The sequence below is a fragment of the Planomonospora corallina genome, from assembly GCF_042650625.1.
Classification (GTDB): domain Bacteria; phylum Actinomycetota; class Actinomycetes; order Streptosporangiales; family Streptosporangiaceae; genus Planomonospora_B; species Planomonospora_B corallina.
In genome coordinates this window covers 338,784-355,652 of record NZ_JBHSBM010000025.1, presented here as the reverse complement: position 1 = coordinate 355,652, position 16,869 = coordinate 338,784, and the positions used below count along the sequence as shown (strand labels likewise).

Here is a 16,869-nt window from a genome sequence, read left to right as displayed (position 1 = left end):
GCCCCGTGCCCGCCGACCGCGTCCCCGCCCTGCTGGCCACCACCCCCTGGCAGCACAACGCCGCCTGACACGGCGGTCAGACGGCGCAGGACCGGCGGGCGCACGCCCAGGACGCGGACCCGTCCGCGGCACCTGTCATGTGCCGGTTCCGGCTGAAGACCGGCCCCGTGCTCCCGCCGGCCGCGACGTGCCTTCCGGCGGGCCGCCGGCCCTCACACGCGGTGTGCTGCGAGGAGGCGCGAGCCCGGCGTCACGATCGCACTGCGGGCGTGTTCGTCTCGTCGGCTTCCCGCGACTGGCGCCGGGTGGAGCGCGCCCGGTTGCCGCAGCCGAGAGAGCACCATGCCTGATCACGGCGTCTGGCCAGGAAGAACATGCCGCAACTGGGGGCGGGACAGCGTCGTATCCGCTGCCGGTCCGGACCCGCTGCCAGGATGAGCGTGTCGCGGGCGATGCGGGCGCCGGCGCCGGCGTTCTGCTCCCGCTGTTCGAGCAGCCCGTCGTCGGTCACCTGGAAGATGACGGGAGCCGACGAGGCGAGTTCGTTCAGGCCGGCCCGCAGACCGTCGTTGAGCGGGTGCCGCCTGGCTACCGCGTCCAGTGCGTCGCGGACCAATCCGCGTAGTCGCCGCAGCTCTTCCATGGGGAGGGCGGCCAGTCCGGGATCGGTGCGAGCACGCCATCGCCTGGTGAGTTCTCGATCGGTGAAGAAGTCGACGTCACCGCGGGCCGGGCCTGCGCCGACGACGACCGTGTTGGCCAGATCGAGGACCGGATCCTCGCCGATCCATGGCATCTCCTGCAGATCCCGGATGGTCACCCCCCTCAATCTACCGGATTCGGCTCAGTGAATCCGTGATAGCTTCAACTCACGGATTCGCCTCATCAAATCCGTGACCAATGTGATCGACGAAGGATGACGCCATGAGCACGACCATCGAGTACATCAGGTTCGACACCGACGACCCCGCCGCCCTCACCGCCCATCGGGAACAGCTCATCGAGCTGCTCAAGGAGCGCTACGGCGACGGATTCCAGGGCGCCCACCTCGCCCGCTTCGACGACGGCACCGTCATGGACTTCATCATCTGGTCGTCCGCCGCCGTCGCCGAGCGCGCGGCCAGGGAGATGCCGGGCGATCCCCGCGCCCAGGGCTTCTTCGGCCGGATCGGCACCGTGCACGAGATGCGGCACGCCCAGGTCCTGCACACCGCATAGCCCTGCTCCCTGGGTGGCCCGGCCTCCGCCCCCGCCGGTGCGCCGGCACCGGCGGGGCCCGCCTCACCAGCCGAACGGGAAGGGCCGGTGGCCCGGCGTGACGTACGAGTAGTCCCGGGACTCGGCGACCAGGCCGTCCGCGTCGAACCGCAGCAGCGTGCATCCCGAGATGGTCAGCGGTCCGCTGTCGTAGCGGCACAGCGCCCAGTACTCCGCGGCGGCATGATCGCCCTGGACCACCGGCGCGGCGAAACGCGCCCGTGTCGGCTCGATCTCCGACGCGAACGCGCCCTGCAGGTACTCTCTGAGTCCGGCGCGCCCCCGATGCGGGGCGCCGAAGGGCGTCGACCAGTGGACGCCGTCCTCCGCCTGGCACCCGACGATGGCCTCGATGTCCTTGTCCGCCCACCCGCTGGTCCACACCCGTGTCCAGCGCAGCGCGGCCTCGTGAACGTCCACGGCGATCCTCCATGGCCGATGATCGTTGTCCGCTTCGAGGCGGACGCTACAACGCGCCCCGGACATTTCCCGCAGGACGCGGGAAAGGGAGACGAGTATGGCGGACCGTCTACTGGCAAGAACATGAGTAGGGCTCTACTCTCCGGTCATGCGAGCAGCATCGTCCCGCATGACACGGCTGGCCGTCGTCCCCACCCTGGCCGCCGCCCTGACGTTCGCCCCCGCCGCCACCGGTGACACCCGCGCCCCCGCGGCCGCGGCCCCGACCACGGCCCGGACCTCGCCGGCCACCGCGGCCCCGACCGCGCTGACCGTCACCGCCAAGCAGCAGCGGAGCTGGGTCTTCCGCGACGGCCACGGCCGGGAGGTGACGCTGCGCGGGTTCAACGTGTCCGGCAGCACCAAGCTGTACGAGAACTCGCTGCTGCCGTTCCGCAGCACCGCCGACGCCGCGCGCTCGGCGCAGGCGATGCGCGACCTCACCGGCGCGAACGCGATCCGCTTCCTCATCAGCTGGGAGGGCGTGCAGCCGTCCCCCTCCGTCATCGACCACGCCTACCTCGACCGGGCGGTCGAGCAGATCCGCGCGTTCACCGGCCGGGGGATCCGCGTCCTGGTCGACTACCACCAGGACCTGTACTCCTCGCACCTGTTCCACGCGGACAGCTGGTACACCGGCGACGGCGCGCCGGAGTGGGTGGTCAGGGCCGGGAACTACCCCAGGGAGTCCTGCGGCATCTGCCTGCTGTGGGGGCAGAACATGCAGACCAACGAGGCGGTCCGCCGGGCCGCCCACGACTTCTGGCGGAACCGGCGCGTCAGCACGGAGGCGGGCGAGATCGGCGTCCAGGACGCCTTCCTGCGGCAGGCGACGGCCGCCATGACCCACATCAGGCAGCGGCTGCCCGAGCAGGACTTCGCCTCCGTCATCGGGATCGACCCCTTCAACGAGCCCTACGACGGCGGACTGTCCGGGAAGAGCGGCCTGGAGTGGGAGAAGACCTACCTGATGCCCTTCTACCAGCGCTTCCGCGCGGCCATGGACACCGCCGGGTGGGCGGGCAAGCCCGCCTTCGTCGAACCCCTGGTCTTCTGGAACACCGGTTTCTTCGAGGAGGGCGGGCTCACCACGGCCGGCGCCCTCGGCACCCGGTACGTCTTCAACAGCCACTTCTACGACGGCGCCCGCATGACGATCGACCTGTCGCCGGCCTCCGACGGCACGTACGGCGCCGCGATGAACGAGATCCGCGACCGAGCCCGCGCGCTGGCCACCGCGCCCTTCGTCTCGGAGTTCGGCCACAAGATGTCGGGCAACGGCAGCGACCGCACCCCGTGGATGGTGCGGGCCATGTACCAGGCCATGGACTCCGGCGTCCCCGGGAGGAACTGGTGGCGGGACGCCGCCGCCGGAGGGGACGTGCTCTCCTCCACCCAGTGGCACTGGGACCTCTACAGCGGCCGGCACCACGAGCTGATGAACCGCAACCCCGCCAAGGTGCGGACCGAGGGCGACGCCTGGAACGACGAGGACTTCTCCGTGGTCGCCGCCGACGCCTCGGGCGCCCTGGCCACCCGGCTGGACCGGGCGGTGCTGGACCGCCTCCACCCCTCCGCGGTCGCCGGTGACGTGCTGGCCTTCGCCTACGAGGACCTCGCCCGGTCCGGCTACGGCGGCGCCGGGCGGCAGCAGGCCTGGCTGGCCGTACCGTCCTCCATGCCGAACGTCTCCGCGCTGGTCAGGGACCGGCGCTTCGGCGTCCTGGTCTGGCGCGAACCCGCCGCCGCCCCGGGCGCCCCGACCGAGCTGCACCTGCCGGCCTCCTTCACCGCCGGGACCACCGTCGTGGTCGGCGACGTGGCCACCCGCGCGGGCCTGCCCGCCTCCGGACCGGCGGCGATCGTGACGGAGACCGGCTCGTCCACCGCCCATCGCCTGCTGCTGAGGCCGTCCGGCGCGGCGCCTGGCACCGTGCACGCCGTCCTGGTGGTCGGCGCGGACACCGGCCCCGCCGTCACCCCCGCCCAGCTGACGGCCGCCGCCGCCGAACTGGCCGCATGGAGGGACCAGCGCTTCCCCGGTTGAGCCGCGGTCCGCGCCTCGAGCGCCTGATCCACGAGGGGCGGACATGAGAGGATCGGCGTCGTGTCGCGAGATCTCCGCCGTCTGCTGATCGTGCACCACACCGCCTCGCCCACGCTGCGGGAGCTCTTCGAGGCGGTACGGCGGGGCGCCGCCGCCGACGAGGTCGAAGGGGTGGAGGTGGTCGCCCGCGCGGCGCTGCGCGCCACCGCCGTCGACGTGTTCGAGGCCGATGGCGTCGTCCTGGGCACTCCGGTCAACATCGGCTACATGAGCGGGGCGCTCAAACACTTCTTCGACACCGTCTACTACCCCTGCCTGGAGGAGACCCGGCGGCTGCCGTACGCCCTGTACGTGCACGGCAACGACAACACGGCCGGCGCCGTCCGCGCCGTGGAGTCGATCGCCTCCGGGCTCGGCTGGGAGCGGGTCCACCGGCCGGTGACGGTGACGGGCGCGCCGGGCAAGGACGACCTGGCGGCCTGCTGGGAGCTCGGCGCCACGGTCGCCGCGACGATCAGCCCCGCGTGACGGCGGGGTCCAGGCCCGGGTGACGGCGGGGTCGGCCTCGTACGACGGCGGGATCGGCTCCGCATGACGGCGGGATCCGGGCCCGGCCGCGCTCGCGGCCGGGCCGCGCGTCCCCGGTCAGCGCCCCGGCTCTCCGGGGGCGCCGGCCCGCCGGTCGTGGTGGTCCAGCAGCCTGGACAGCAGCTCGGTCAGCCGCTGCCGGTCCTCGGGTGACAGCGGAGCCAGCAGTTCGTCCTGGCATTCGGCCAGCCGCTCCTCCAGCCGCCGCAGCTGCCGGCTGCCCGCCGGGGTCAGTGAGATGACGTTGCGCCGCCGGTCGGAGGGGTCCGGGGCGCGCTCGACCAGTCCGCGATCGGCGAGTTCGCTGACCGTCGCCACCATGTCGCTGAGGTGGATGCCGCTGCGGCGGCCCAGCACGGCCTGGCTGGCCGGACCGGAGTCCTCCAGCGTCGCCAGCAGGCGGTAGTGGTAGCCGCGGGCCCCGGCGGAGGAGAACCCGTCACCCACCAGGCGGTGCGCGTGGTGGGCGGTCTGGGTGAGCAGCCAGCTGGGCAGGCCCTGCCACCGGGCGGGCGTCTCCTCACTCTGCATGCGGCAAGTCTAGCGATTCGTTCGGCGCACCAATGATCGTGTTATCGTTCGTGGAATAAACGTTAGTAGAACAAACATTTATCCGACGAACGGATTACCCGGAGCTGAGACCATGATCAAGCCGTTCCGCATCGACGTCCCCCAGGCCGACCTCGACGACCTGGCCGACCGGCTCGCCCGCACCCGCTGGCCCAACGAGGTCGCCGGCGCCGGGTGGGACTACGGATTCCCGCTGGCGCGGCTCAAGGAGCTCGCCGAGCACTGGCGGACCGGATACGACTGGCGCGAGCACGAGGCCGAGCTCAACGAACTCCCGCACTTCACCACCGAGATCGAAGGTCAGAACATCCACTTCGTCCACGTCCGGTCCGCGAAGCCGGACGCGCTCGCGCTGATCCTCACCCACGGCTGGCCCGGCTCGTTCCTGGAGTTCCTCGACGTCATCGAGCCGCTGTCACGCGACTTCCACCTGGTGATCCCGTCCATCCCGGGGTACGGCTTCTCCGGGCCGACCCACGAGCGCGGCTGGGACGTCGTCCGGGTCGCGCGGGCCTGGGCCGAGCTGATGCGCCGCCTCGGGTACGGGCGCTACGGCGCGCAGGGCGGCGACTTCGGCGCGGGCATCTCCCTGGCGCTCGGCGCGGTGGCACCCGAGCGGGTCGTCGGGGTGCACGTCAACTACCTGCCGACCCGGCCGGACCCGGACGCCGGCGTCGAGCTGTCCGAAACGGACGAGGCCCGGCTGGACAAGATCAGGCAGCTGATGGCGAACCGCCCGCCGTACCAGGCCCTGCAGGCCCTCACCCCGCAGACCGTCGGCTACGCGCTGACCGACTCACCGGTCGGCCAGCTGGTCTGGATCGCCGAGCGCTTCGCGCAGTGGACCGACCCCCGCTCGCACATCAGCGACGACCGGCTGCTCACCGACGTCTCGCTGTACTGGCTGACCGCCACCGCGGCCTCCTCGGCGAGGCTGCACCGCGACACCCCGCGGGGCGCCGGGCCGTGCCCGGCGCCGGTCGGCGTGGCGGTGTTCGCGCACGACATCACGCAGTCGGTGCGGCCGCTGGCCGAACGGCTGTACGACATCAGGCACTGGTCGGAGTTCGAGCGCGGCGGCCACTTCGCCGCGATGGAGGTGCCGGAACTGCTGGCCGAGGACGTCCGGGACTTCTTCCTCACCCTCATCGGGTAGGACCGCCGGGCCGTCGGCGGGGCCACCGAGCCGTCACCCGCCGGAAGACCCGGTGACCCCGAGCGGCGCCGGCCGGAGTTCAGCCGGCGCGGCGCAGGGCGTCGGCGAGACCCGCCAGGCCGACCGGGCCGAGGTCGAGGGCGGCGGTGTGCCAGCGGCGCAGGTCGAAGGCGGCGCCCTGGCGCCGCCTGGCCTCCTCGCGGGCGGCCAGCCAGGCCCGCTCGCCGAGCTTGTAGGACGGCGCCTGCCCCGGCCAGCCGAAGTAGCGGACCACCTCGGCGCGGACCCGGTGCGGCTCGCAGCGGCCGCGGTCCCGCAGCACCTCGCACGCCCGCTCGAAGGTCCACTTCGAGCCGTCGGGGAGCGGCAGGTCCAGGTGCACGCCGATGTCGATGACCACCCGGGCGGCGCGCATCGCCGACCCGCCGAGCATGCCCAGGCGGGTGCCCGGCTCGGTGAACCAGCCCAGCTCGTCGGCGAGCCGCTCGGCGTACAGCGCCCAGCCCTCGCCGTGCCCGCTCACCCAGGAGTTCCTGCCGAACCGGGACAGGCTCTCCCCGGCCACCCGGGTCTGGCCGAGCTGCAGGTGGTGGCCGGGCACGCCCTCGTGGAAGACCGTGGTCAGCTCGTTCCAGACGGTGAACCGCCGCTCGGAGCCCACCGGCCACCAGGTACGGCCCGGCCGGGACAGGTCCTCGCTCGGCGAGGTGTAGTAGGCCGCGCCCGAGGTCGAGTCGAGGGCCAGGGTCACGTCCACCCGGCGGAGCGGCTCGGCGATGTCGAAGTGGGTGCCGTGCAGCCGCTCGACCGCCTCGTCGTGGCGGTCCTGCAGCCAGCCCCGGTAGGCGTCGAGGCCCTCGACGAACTGCGTCTCGCCGAGGATCGCGGCCGCCTCCTCCACCGACGCGCCGGGCCGTACCCGGTCCGCCTCGGCGGCCAGCTCCGCCTCGATCCCGGCCAGCTCCTCCCAGCCCCAGCGGTAGGCGTCCACCAGGTCGATGTCGGCGCCCAGGCTCAGCCGCGCGTTCACCGCGTAGCGCTCCGCCCCGACCGCGTCCGCCTCGGCCGCCCTGGGGGCGTACTCCTCACGCAGGTAGCGGGCCATCCCGTCGTAGGCGGCGTACGCGGCGGCCGCCCCCTCCTCCAGCGCGGCCCGCGCGGGGCCGTCGCCGTAGGCCTCGACGAGGCCCTTGTGGGTGGCGCCGGAGGCGAAGATCTCCAGCTGGACCGCCAGTTCCAGCGCCTGTCGGCGGGCCGCGGCCAGGCCGCGCGCGAGGCCCTCCTCCATGCTCGCCCGCCAGCCGTCCAGCATCCGCGGCATGCCCGCCAGCCGGGCCGCCACGTTCCGCCAGTCGTCCTCGCTCTCGTGGGGCAGCAGGTCGACGCCGTCGCGCAGGTCGGTCATGGGCCCGAACGGCGCCCGTACGGCCCGCAGCGGCTCGCCGATCTCGTGCCAGGCGAGCTCAGCCTCCAGCCGCTCCCGCAGGTGCGCCGCGGCCCGCACGTCCGCCTCGCCCTCCGGTTCCAGGGCGGCCAGCCTGCCGAGGGTCTCGCCGATCAGCGCGGCGCGGGCCGCGTGCCCGTCGGGGCCGTAGTCGGAGGTGGCGGCGAACTCGACGTCGATCCCGTCCGCCGCGGCGCCGACGGGGTCGAGCGCCGCGGAGCGGGTCACGTACTCGTCGCAGAGGTTGAAGATCGGGCTCGTCATCCCGGCACGATAACCCGCCGCGAACCGGCGGGCGGTCGGCGATCCGGCAGGTCGTCCGGTGAACCGCGCCGACGCTCCTTCCACGGCGGACACACCGGCCCGGCGAGGAATCCGGGCGGAGAACCTCGTCGGAGAACTCCTATGAAGCGGTACGGATACGGGTGTCCGTGAAAGAAGTCATGACCGCCCGAAAATCGCGCTGTGAGCCTTATCACAGCGCGCGGCCCGGTCCGGTCTTTCTCCCGGAGAAGAACGCCAGCCAGGATTCACCACTCTCCGCCATGCCTTTGTCACAATCAATTTATTGCAAGATTTCAGAAATATTCCACAAGGTCTTGCATAGCGGAGGAGGCGTGAGAAGAATCCAGGGTCGCAAGGAGCTCCGCGCACTCCGGGGACGCCGACGCCGCGGCAACGGCGTCCCCGGCCGTTCTCATCCGTCAAGAACAAGGAGAAACCGCGGTGTCACCACACCCGATCGAAAATCCCCTGGTCAGACACGCCCGGCAGGTGCTCCTGCTGGTGGCGGCCTTCGCCGCCGCACTGGTGGCCACGGCGGTTCCGGCCGGCGCCGCCGGCACGGTCACGGTCACCTTCACCGCCGAAGCGGCCACCTACCTGGGCCAGAACGTCTACGTCGTCGGCAGCGCCCCTGAGCTCGGAGCGTGGGACCCCGCCCGCGCCGTGACGCTGAGCCCGGCCGACTACCCCCGCTGGCGGGCCGCCGTCGCCCTGCCGGGCGACACGGTCATGCAGTACAAGTACATCAAGAAGAACCCTTCCGGCGCCGTGACGTGGAAGTCCACCCCCGACCGCGCCTTCGTCACGCCTCCGACCGGCACCGCGAGCAGGAACGACTCCTGGCGGTAGCGGCGGGCTGACCGGCCGGTCGCGCCCCTCATGACGTGAGGCCTCGCGCCGCACCTCTTCCGAAAGATTTTGCAAGGAATTTCGCAAACCATGCGGGCTCTGTTCACCACGAGCCCCGGCTCACGATGGAGAAGCACATGAGATTCCGGTTCACCGCGGTGTCGGCCGCCCTCGGCTTCGCCGCCGCCGCCCTCCTGGGCATCACCGGTCCCGCCGCCGCCCGTGCGGCCTCCCCGGCGGCCGTTCCCCCCTGCCTGACCTACGGCCAGGACTGGCGCTACACCATGGCCACCAACAACTGCGCCGACGGCCTGACCTTCAGGCCCGTCTACCAGGACGGACACGAGGGGAGTTGCGTCTTCCTCGCGCCGGGGCGGACCACCACCGTCGGCTCCGGGCACGTCGGCCCCCATGGCAGGCTCGACCGCCTCGACCTGTGCACCGGCGACAGCACCGTGTTCGTCCGCCATGACGCCGGATACGGCAACACGGTCACCATCCGCGGCGACGTGCCGCCGCTGAGCTGGCACTCCGGTCGGCCGTGCGCCAACAGGGCCGCCGACCTGTGGGAGTGCACCGTCACCGGCATACCCGAGGGGCAGCGTTTCGAGTACAAGGTGCTGGTCAACGACGACATCTGGTCCACCGGACCCAACCACGCCGGCGTCGGTGGCCGGACCCACCACGTCCGTCCCGCCTTCTGATCGTTCCGGAGGTTCGTCTGCGGAACCCGGGAAGAATCCGGGCGGCGATGTCGAGAATCCGTGCCGGGCTCCGTCCCCGGGGTGAACGCGACCAGAATGGGTCGCACGAGCACCGAGGAGAAACACGATGGCCAAGTACCTGCTGCTCAAGCACTACCGGGGCGCCCCGGCCGCGGTCAACGACGTGCCCATGGACCAGTGGACTCCGGAGGAGATCTCGGCCCACATGCAGTACATGCACGACTTCGCGGCCCGGCTCGAGAAGAGCGGCGAGTTCGTCGGCGGTCAGGCGCTCGCCCCCGAGGGGGTGTTCGTCCGGTACGACGGCGAGGGCCGCCCGCCGGTCACCGACGGCCCGTTCGCCGAGACCAAGGACCTCATCGCCGGCTGGATGGTGATCGACGTCGACAGCTACGAGCGCGCCATCGAGCTGGCCGGGGAGCTGTCGGCCGCCCCCGGGGCGGGCGGGAAGCCCATCCACGAGTGGCTCGAGGTGCGCCCGTTCCTCACCGCGCCGCCCACCATCACGGAGTGACCTCTCCGATGGACGAGCTCCTGCTTCGGAGCCTCACCCCGAAGGTGCTCGGAATCCTCGTCCGCCGCGGAGCCGACTTCGCGGCGGCCGAGGACGCCGTGCAGGACGCGCTCGTCGAGGCGGTCCGCGCCTGGCCGGCCGACCCGCCGCACGACCCGAAGGGCTGGCTGGTCACCGTGGCCTGGCGCAAGTTCCTCGACGCGACCCGCGCGGACACCGCCCGCCGCCAGCGTGAGGACCTCGTCAACGAGGAACCCGCGCCCGGGCCCGCGCCCGCGGTGGACGACACGCTCCGGCTCTACTTCCTGTGCGCCCACCCGTCGCTGACGCCGTCGTCCGCGGTCGCGCTCACGCTGCGCGCCGTCGGCGGGCTGACCACCCGCCAGATCGCCCAGGCCTACCTGGTGCCCGAGGCGACCATGGCGCAGCGCATCAGCCGGGCCAAGCGCACCGTCTCCGGCGTGCGGTTCGACCAGCCCGGCGACGTCGCCACCGTGCTGCGCGTCCTCTACCTGGTCTTCAACGAGGGCTACTCCGGCGACGTCGACCTCGCCGCCGAGGCCATCCGGCTCACCCGGCAGCTCGCGGCCGTGATCGACCATCCCGAGGTGGCGGGACTGCTCGCCCTGATGCTGCTGCACCACGCCCGGCGCGCCGCCCGGACCGCGCCGGACGGCGGACTGGTGCCGCTCGCCGAACAGGACCGCCACCGGTGGGACACCACATTGATCGCCGAGGGCGTCGAGATCCTGCAGGCGGCCCTCGCCCGTGACCGGCTGGGCGGGTTCCAGGCCCAGGCCGCCATCGCGGCGCTCCACGCCGACGCGCCCACCGCCGGGGAGACCGACTGGGTGCAGATCGTCGAGTGGTACGACGAGCTCGTGCGCCTGACCGACAGCCCGGTCGTCCGGCTCAACCGCGCGGTGGCCGTGGGCGAGGCCGACGGACCGCGCGCCGGCCTGGCGGCGCTCGCGGCGCTGGACGACTCACTGCCCCGCCACACGGCGGTGGCGGCGTACCTCCACGAGCGCGACGGCGACCTGGCGACGGCGGCACGGCTGTACGCCGAGGCGGCCCGGAAGGCGCCCAACCTCGCCGAGCGCGACCACCTGACACGCCAGGCCGCCCGGCTCAACGCCCGGCTCAACACCCACCGGTGACGCCGCCGGTCACTGCCTGCGGACGCGGTGCGCCCCGATGCGTGCCCCCGATGCGCCCTCAGCCGGATCTCTTGGGAAGCGGACGGCCGTGTACGGACGAGGCACGCTCGACCGGCCGCGCGAACGCCACCGCCCTGACCAGTCCCTACCTACGACGCGCTTGGTCAGAGCATGTTTCCACCTCTGCTACCGTGACCGGCCCGTATTCCCGAGGAGGGGCGGCTCCGTGCCCGGACGACCGACGGCATCGCGGCGACGCAGCATGCGCTGGTGGCTCGGCGCGTTCGGGATGAGCGTCCTGACGCCGATCCTGTGCTTCGTGCTGCGAGAGACGGTCACCCACCGCTTCGTCGGCTGTATGGTCCTCCTCGACAGCGAGGAGCGGTCCCGGCCGTCCGAGTCGGTGTCCGCGGTCCTGCAATGGTGGAGAGAGCTGAACGTCCTCGGCGGCGTCCCTGCGGAGATCATGTGGTTCCCACCCGTACTCATGGCCGTCGGAGGACTCACCGTCGTTCTGGCCGGCCGCGCTCCGGGTGCCGTCATCGGCGGCATCATGACCGTGCCGGTCGGCCTTCTGGCCGCCTGCTTCCTGGTGGAGAGCCTTTCCCGGTTGGAGACGTCCGCCGCCGTATGCGGCACATGGACCGCGATCAGGGAGGTGTCCGTCGCCCTGGCACTCGCCCTCGGTTACGGGATCACAGCAGGCATGGCCGTACGAGGGACGGCCGCACGCCGGACAGCAGATCGGCGACCTCGCTAGCGCCTTCACCCTCGATCTCGGCGAGACCGATCTGATGGACGGGCGGGCGCCTTTACGAAGTCCCGTTCATACGGAGCTAACAGCTCTCGGAAGGGACGACCGTCCACTTTTTCAGGCGGATCAGTCACCCTGATGGGTCTATGAACGCCGTGGCCAGAGCAGCAGGCGGCGGCCGAGGGAAACCCGCGTGCGCGAACGTCGCCGTCACCGCCCCACTGGGCTCTGAGGCCGTCCGCTACTGTCGCCCGAGCCGGTCCACCGGCGAGCGGCGGGAACGGAGAGGGCACATGACTCAGTCGGCACACGCCGGGACACGCATTCCCGCGGGAGCGCTCCGTGCCGGGGCGGTCCTGGCGGCGTCCGGTCCCGTCATCGCGAGAGCGTTCAAGATCGGTCCGGCGGACATGAACCCGGTGATCTGCTGGGGGAAAGCGGACTCCGGCCCATTCTTCCCCATGCGGGGCCCGGGGTGGGAGGTGCTGTCGTGGGCCGAGGTCCTGCTGCCGGTGGTCCTGACCGCGCTCCTGCTGCGGGCTCCACGCCGGACCACGTCCCTGGGAATCGCCGCCGTCTGCGTCGTCATCGCGTACCGGATGCTGGTGGTGATCCTCCCGCCCGGCACCGATCCCGTCACCGGCCGGCCCCTCAACGTGGACAGCCCGTGGCCGTCGATCGCCTGCTACGCGCTGGCCGTCGTCGCTCTGCTCCTCGCGGCCCGCTCCCCTTCGTCTCCGGCGCGGAGAGGAACCCTGCTCTGGGCAGCGGCCACCGTCGCGGCGGCCTGGACGATCGGCAGGCTCTCCCTCCCCGGTGAGAGATCCTCGTCCTTCGGATGGATCGCCTCCGCACCTGCGGAACTGCTGTGGAAGCGGCCGGGGGGATGGTCCTGCAAAGCCGACGCGGACGGCCTGCTGATCGTGCTTCTCGCGCTGACCGCGGCGGCGGGCACCGTCATGGCGGTCCGGTCACGTCGCCGCGTCGCACTGGGAATCGCGGTGCTTCTTGTCCTGGCCGCCTTCGAGGGGTTCGTCTGGATTCTTCTCATCGGCGGTGGGCGGTACCTCGCGGACGCGACCATGATGATCCGATGGCACCTCCTCCTCGCCGCGGTGCTCCTCACCGCAAGCGCCCTCCGGGATCGGGCGACGTCAGCCGACACGGAAGATACTCATCAGCCGTAAGACGGGCCTCGGAGCGGTGAAGGGCGCCTATCTACGAGGAAAGGGCGGAAACCGTGTCAACGGTCCCCTGTCCTGGTGAAGCAGTGGATGCGGGCCGGTGCGGTCCCGTGAGGCAGCGTTGCTGTACACCACTTCCATGGGCGTGACCCGCCGGTGATGCCGCAAGTGACTTCTCACCCCCCTCGCCGCCGTAGACGTCCCCCCGGGCATTCTCCCCGGGTCAGGGTCCCGTCACGGGTCAGGGGCGGAGAGGGCGGACGAGTCGGCCTGTAGGCCGGGTTCTGTCCTTCACTGACGTGAAGGGGCGACCATCCATCTAGGACCGGCGTTGCCGCCGGCCTCGAGCGGTCTACCCGCGCGGCTCGGGCGGGCAGCCCTCGAACGCCGTGCGCGGGACGCTCCGAGGAGCGTCCCTTCTTGACCTTGCTCCGGGTGGGGTTTACCGAGCCGCCCACGTCACCGTGGGCGCTGGTGGTCTCTTACACCACCGTTTCACCCTTACCCCCCTCTCTCGAGGGAGGCGGTCTGTTTTCTGTGGCACTGTCCCGCGGGTCACCCCGGGTCGGCGTTACCGACCACCCTGCCCTGTGGAGCCCGGACCTTCCTCGGCGGGCCCCGGAAGGGACCCGACGCGGCCGCCCGGCCGGCTCGTCCGCCGTGCCGTACAGCTTATCCGCTCCCGGGCGATCTCCGTCCGGCTGCGGGCCCGCCCTCGGCGCGGGCCGGAGCAGGCCGGAAGACAGCCGGGCGGGGTCGCCCGAGGGACGGAGTCAGCGCAGGTGCGCGGTGTCGTTGAACGCCTTCACCACGGCCGGCCCGTCGGCGTAGTACTCGATCAGCGAGACGCAGGCCAGGTCGAGGTGCATGCGGTACAGCGCGGTGGCGGGGGCCGTCAGCGCGAGCCGGAGCAGCGTCTTGATCGGCGTCACGTGGGAGACGGCGAGGACCGTCCGGCCCTCGTACCGCTCGACGAGCCTGTCCCTCGCCGCCTCGACCCGCCGCGCCGCCGCCTCGAAGCTCTCCCCGCCCGGGGGCGCGACGGACGGGTCCGCCAGCCACGCGGCCAGCTCGTCCGGCCAGTGGCGCTGGATCTCGGTGAACGTGCGGCCCTCCCACTCGCCGAAGTCGACCTCGCGCAGGTCGTCGTCGACGGTCACCTCCAGGCCGGTCCGTGCGGCGACGGCCTCGGCGGTGGCCCGGGCCCGCCTCAGCGGGGAGCTGACGATCGCCTGGATCCCGTACGGCTCGCGCGCCAGCCGGTCCGCGGCGGCCGCCGCCTGGGCGAGGCCCTCGGCGGTGAGCTCGGGGTCGCCGAGGCCGGAGAAGCGGCGCTCGACGGAGAGGGGGGTCTGGCCGTGGCGGAGCAGGACGAGGGTGGTGGCCGCGGACGTGGGGGGCCGCCAGCCGGTGCCGGCCGCGGCGCGTCCCCGCGCCTCGGCCGGGGCCTCGGAGACGTCCGTCGAGTCGAACAGGGAGCCCTGCGCGGGGGAGCCGGTGGCCGCCGCCCGGACGGTGGCGTGGTCCCCGGCGGCGGAGGCGGTCGCCCGCCAGGGCAGGCCCTTGGCGGCGGCGTCCATGGCCTCGTTGGCCAGGCGGTCGGCGTCGGTGTTCTTCTCGCGCGGGATCCACGTCCAGGCGGTGACCCTCAGGCGGCGGGCCAGCTGCCCCGCCTCCAGCGCGAGCGGCCGCAGCCCCTCGTTCTTGATCTTCCATCGGCCGGCCATCTGCTCGACGACCAGCTTGGAGTCCATCCGCACCTCGACCGTCGCACCGTCCCCGGCCAGGTCGAGCAGGGCCCGCAGGCCCGCGATCAGCCCGCGGTACTCGGCGACGTTGTTGGTCGCGGTGCCGATCGCCGCGGCGTCCTCGGCGAGGATCAGGCCGTCGGCGGCGTCCTTGACCACGGCGCCGTACCCGGCGGGCCCGGGGTTGCCCCGGGACCCGCCGTCGGCCTCGACGACGTACGAGGTCACCGGGGACGTCACAGCCCGGACTCGGGCGTGCGGACCAGGATGCGGCGGCACTCCTCGCAGCGGATCACCTCGTCGTGCGGGGCGGCCTTGATGCGGTTGACGTCGGCGATGGACAGGCTCGTGCGGCAGCCCAGGCAGCGGCCGCCCTGGAGCATCGCGGCGCCGATGCCGAACTGCTCGCGGAGCTTCTCGTAGAGGCCGAGCAGGTCGGCGGGGAGCTCACCGGCGACGGCGGAGCGCTTGGTCCTGACCTCGGCGAGCTCCTTGTCGATCTCGGCGAAGGCGGCGTCCCTGCGGTCCGCGGCGGCGTCCCGGGCGGCGGCGAGCTCGTCGCGCTCGGCGGCCAGCTTGACCACCTGGGCGTCGGCCGCCTCCCGCCGCTCCATGATCTCCAGCACGACCTCCTCCAGGTCGCCCTGGCGGCGGGTCAGCGAGACGATCTCCGACTGGAGGTTGGCCAGGTCCTTGGGAGAGGACACCTGCCCGGAGTCGAGGCGCTTCTGGTCGCGGTCGACGCGGACGCGGACGGCGTCGACGTCGGACTCGGCCTTGGTCTGCTCCCTGGCGAGGTCTCCCGCCTCGGTCTCGGCCGCGATCACCTGCGTCGCCAGCCGGGCCACGCGGGCGGCGAGGTCGTCGATCTCGGCCAGCTCCGGCAGGGTGCGGCGGCGGTGGGTCAGCCGGTCGATGGTGGAGTCGATCTCGGCCAGGTCGAGCAGGCGCTTCTGGTCCGCCGGGGCTGCTTTCACGATGATTCCTCGCACTCTGCTGTTGTGATCCATGCGTCCGTGACAGTCTCGGAGACACGCGCCTCAACATTAATCCCCTTCGCCGCCAGACCGGAGGTCAGCAGCCGGGCCGCGTCGGCCAGCCAGGGCCACTCGGTGGCCCAGTGGGCGGCGTCGACCAGGGCGGGCCCGCCGGGGTCTCCGCCGTCGCGGGGGGCGTCCGGGAAGCGGGAGGTCTCCGGGAAGCGGGATGCCTCGGCGAACTCGCTCGCCGGGTGGTGGCGGAGGTCGGCGGTGAGGAAGACGTCGACTCCGGCGGCGCGGGCCGTGCCCAGCAGGGAGTCGCCCGCTCCCCCGCTCACCGCGACCCGCCGCACCTCGCGGTCGAGGTCTCCGGCGACGCGCAGGCCGCCGGCCGTGCGGGGCAGGCCGCGGGCCGCCTGCCGTACGAAGTCGCGCAGGGGCATCGGCTCGGGCAGTGAGCCGACGCGGCCGAGGCCGCGGCGGGGGTCGGCGGCGGCGGGGCTGAGCGGGACCAGCGGCCCGGTCAGACCGACCGCGCGGGCCAGGGCGTCGGAGACGCCGGGGTCGGCGACGTCGGCGTTGGTGTGCGCGGTGTAGAGCGCGATGTCGTTCTTGATCAGGGTGTGCACGAGGCGGCCCTTGAACGTGGTGGCCGCGACGCTCGTGGTGCCGCGCAGGTAGAGCGGGTGGTGCGTCACGATCAGGTCGGCGCCCCAGGCCAGGGCCTCGTCGGCGACGGCGGTGACCGGGTCCACCGCGAACAGGATCCTGCGGACCGGCTGGGCGGGGTCGCCGCAGACGAGCCCGACCGCGTCCCAGGACTCCGCCCACGCGGGGTCGTAGCGGGATTCGATCTCGGTGATGATGTCGGCGAGCGTGGACACGTGCGCAGACTACCGGCCCGCCGGGGAACGGGAGGAACTCCGCCTCCCCGCCACGGGGGCACGGCGGCCGTCGAGCCCGCCGGGTCCGCCAGGCTCGTCCCGCCTCCTCGGCGGGGCACGGCACGCCCCGGCCCCTCCGCGCCGTCCCGCCCCCGCTCTCCGCCGTCCGGTCCACCGGCGGCGGGGCTGCCGCGCCGTCCCGCCCCGGCTCTCCGCCGTCCGGTTCACCGGCGGCGGGGCTGCCGCCGGTGCCGTGGTGCCGATA

Annotated in this window: 17 protein-coding genes and 1 other RNA gene; 10 read left to right on the top strand and 8 right to left on the bottom strand. The window is 72.7% G+C overall.

Translation table 11 applies throughout. The annotated features are described in order from the left end of the window. Window positions 1-250: 250 nt before the first annotated feature. Window positions 251-820, bottom strand: a complete 570-nt coding sequence (locus ACFOWE_RS23625; RefSeq protein ID WP_377291335.1) for an ABATE domain-containing protein — start codon at window positions 818-820, stop codon at window positions 251-253. Window positions 821-924: 104 nt separating this feature from the next. Between ACFOWE_RS23625 and ACFOWE_RS23620 the strand changes: the two genes are divergently transcribed. Further along, window positions 925-1,218 (top strand): hypothetical protein, encoded by a 294-nt coding sequence (locus ACFOWE_RS23620; RefSeq protein WP_377291333.1) that lies wholly within the window; start codon window positions 925-927, stop codon window positions 1,216-1,218. A 63-nt stretch (window positions 1,219-1,281) separates the two neighbouring features. Here ACFOWE_RS23620 and ACFOWE_RS23615 read toward each other — a convergent pair whose 3' ends face one another. Continuing rightward, a complete protein-coding gene (locus ACFOWE_RS23615) occupies window positions 1,282-1,677 on the bottom strand; it encodes a nuclear transport factor 2 family protein (protein ID WP_377291331.1) in 396 nt (131 codons plus the stop codon). Window positions 1,678-1,825: 148 nt separating this feature from the next. On the opposite strand from ACFOWE_RS23615, the gene ACFOWE_RS23610 reads away from it, so the two are divergent. Together ACFOWE_RS23610 and ACFOWE_RS23605 are read left to right on the top strand one after the other, a co-directional pair. Continuing rightward, on the top strand, window positions 1,826-3,763 hold the full coding sequence (locus ACFOWE_RS23610; RefSeq protein WP_377291329.1) for a cellulase family glycosylhydrolase: 1,938 nt from the start codon (window positions 1,826-1,828) through the stop codon (window positions 3,761-3,763). Window positions 3,764-3,823: 60 nt separating this feature from the next. Beyond that, window positions 3,824-4,291, top strand: coding sequence for a flavodoxin family protein (locus ACFOWE_RS23605; RefSeq protein ID WP_377291327.1), 468 nt, complete (start codon window positions 3,824-3,826; stop codon window positions 4,289-4,291). Window positions 4,292-4,408: 117 nt separating this feature from the next. Here the strand turns inward: ACFOWE_RS23605 and ACFOWE_RS23600 are convergent, their stop codons facing one another. Beyond that, window positions 4,409-4,882, bottom strand: a complete 474-nt coding sequence (locus tag ACFOWE_RS23600; protein WP_377291325.1) for a MarR family winged helix-turn-helix transcriptional regulator — start codon at window positions 4,880-4,882, stop codon at window positions 4,409-4,411. Between the two features lie 112 nt (window positions 4,883-4,994). On the opposite strand from ACFOWE_RS23600, the gene ACFOWE_RS23595 reads away from it, so the two are divergent. Next, the gene (locus tag ACFOWE_RS23595) at window positions 4,995-6,077 is read left to right on the top strand and encodes an epoxide hydrolase family protein (protein ID WP_377291323.1); all 1,083 of its coding nucleotides are present in this window, start codon (window positions 4,995-4,997) and stop codon (window positions 6,075-6,077) included. Window positions 6,078-6,156: 79 nt separating this feature from the next. Here the strand turns inward: ACFOWE_RS23595 and ACFOWE_RS23590 are convergent, their stop codons facing one another. Beyond that, window positions 6,157-7,785 (bottom strand): DUF885 domain-containing protein, encoded by a 1,629-nt coding sequence (locus ACFOWE_RS23590; protein WP_377291321.1) that lies wholly within the window; start codon window positions 7,783-7,785, stop codon window positions 6,157-6,159. A gap of 462 nt (window positions 7,786-8,247) precedes the next feature. Here ACFOWE_RS23590 and ACFOWE_RS23585 point away from each other — a divergent pair, with 462 nt between their 5' ends. From ACFOWE_RS23585 to ACFOWE_RS23560, 6 genes are all read left to right on the top strand, one after another. Then, window positions 8,248-8,655 (top strand): CBM20 domain-containing protein, encoded by a 408-nt coding sequence (locus ACFOWE_RS23585; protein WP_377291319.1) that lies wholly within the window; start codon window positions 8,248-8,250, stop codon window positions 8,653-8,655. A 137-nt stretch (window positions 8,656-8,792) separates the two neighbouring features. Next, window positions 8,793-9,359, top strand: coding sequence for a hypothetical protein (locus tag ACFOWE_RS23580; RefSeq protein ID WP_377291317.1), 567 nt, complete (start codon window positions 8,793-8,795; stop codon window positions 9,357-9,359). Between the two features lie 127 nt (window positions 9,360-9,486). After that, a complete protein-coding gene (locus ACFOWE_RS23575) occupies window positions 9,487-9,894 on the top strand; it encodes a YciI family protein (protein ID WP_377291315.1) in 408 nt (135 codons plus the stop codon). Window positions 9,895-9,902: 8 nt separating this feature from the next. Further along, window positions 9,903-11,054, top strand: coding sequence for an RNA polymerase sigma factor (locus ACFOWE_RS23570; protein WP_377291351.1), 1,152 nt, complete (start codon window positions 9,903-9,905; stop codon window positions 11,052-11,054). 262 nt (window positions 11,055-11,316) lie between these two features. Next, window positions 11,317-11,814 carry a hypothetical protein gene (locus ACFOWE_RS23565; protein ID WP_377291313.1) on the top strand — a complete coding sequence of 166 codons (498 nt, stop codon included), beginning with the start codon at window positions 11,317-11,319 and terminating at the stop codon, window positions 11,812-11,814. A gap of 455 nt (window positions 11,815-12,269) precedes the next feature. Further along, entirely contained in the window at window positions 12,270-12,995 is a 726-nt protein-coding gene (locus ACFOWE_RS23560; protein WP_377291311.1) for a hypothetical protein, read from the top strand. 254 nt (window positions 12,996-13,249) lie between these two features. On the opposite strand, the gene rnpB is transcribed toward ACFOWE_RS23560, so the two are convergent. From rnpB to ACFOWE_RS23540, 4 genes are all read right to left on the bottom strand, one after another. Next, an RNA gene (gene rnpB, locus ACFOWE_RS23555) (RNase P RNA component class A) lies at window positions 13,250-13,646 on the bottom strand. A 119-nt stretch (window positions 13,647-13,765) separates the two neighbouring features. Further along, window positions 13,766-14,980, bottom strand: a complete 1,215-nt coding sequence (locus ACFOWE_RS23550; protein ID WP_377291309.1) for a bifunctional RNase H/acid phosphatase — start codon at window positions 14,978-14,980, stop codon at window positions 13,766-13,768. Then, window positions 14,977-15,717 (bottom strand): zinc ribbon domain-containing protein, encoded by a 741-nt coding sequence (locus ACFOWE_RS23545; RefSeq protein WP_377291307.1) that lies wholly within the window; start codon window positions 15,715-15,717, stop codon window positions 14,977-14,979. Before ACFOWE_RS23545 ends, ACFOWE_RS23550 begins: the two co-directional genes overlap by 4 nt. Continuing rightward, window positions 15,714-16,604, bottom strand: a complete 891-nt coding sequence (locus tag ACFOWE_RS23540; RefSeq protein WP_377291305.1) for a Nif3-like dinuclear metal center hexameric protein — start codon at window positions 16,602-16,604, stop codon at window positions 15,714-15,716. The genes ACFOWE_RS23545 and ACFOWE_RS23540 overlap by 4 nt, the downstream gene beginning before the upstream one ends. Between the last annotated feature and the right edge of the window lie 265 nt (window positions 16,605-16,869).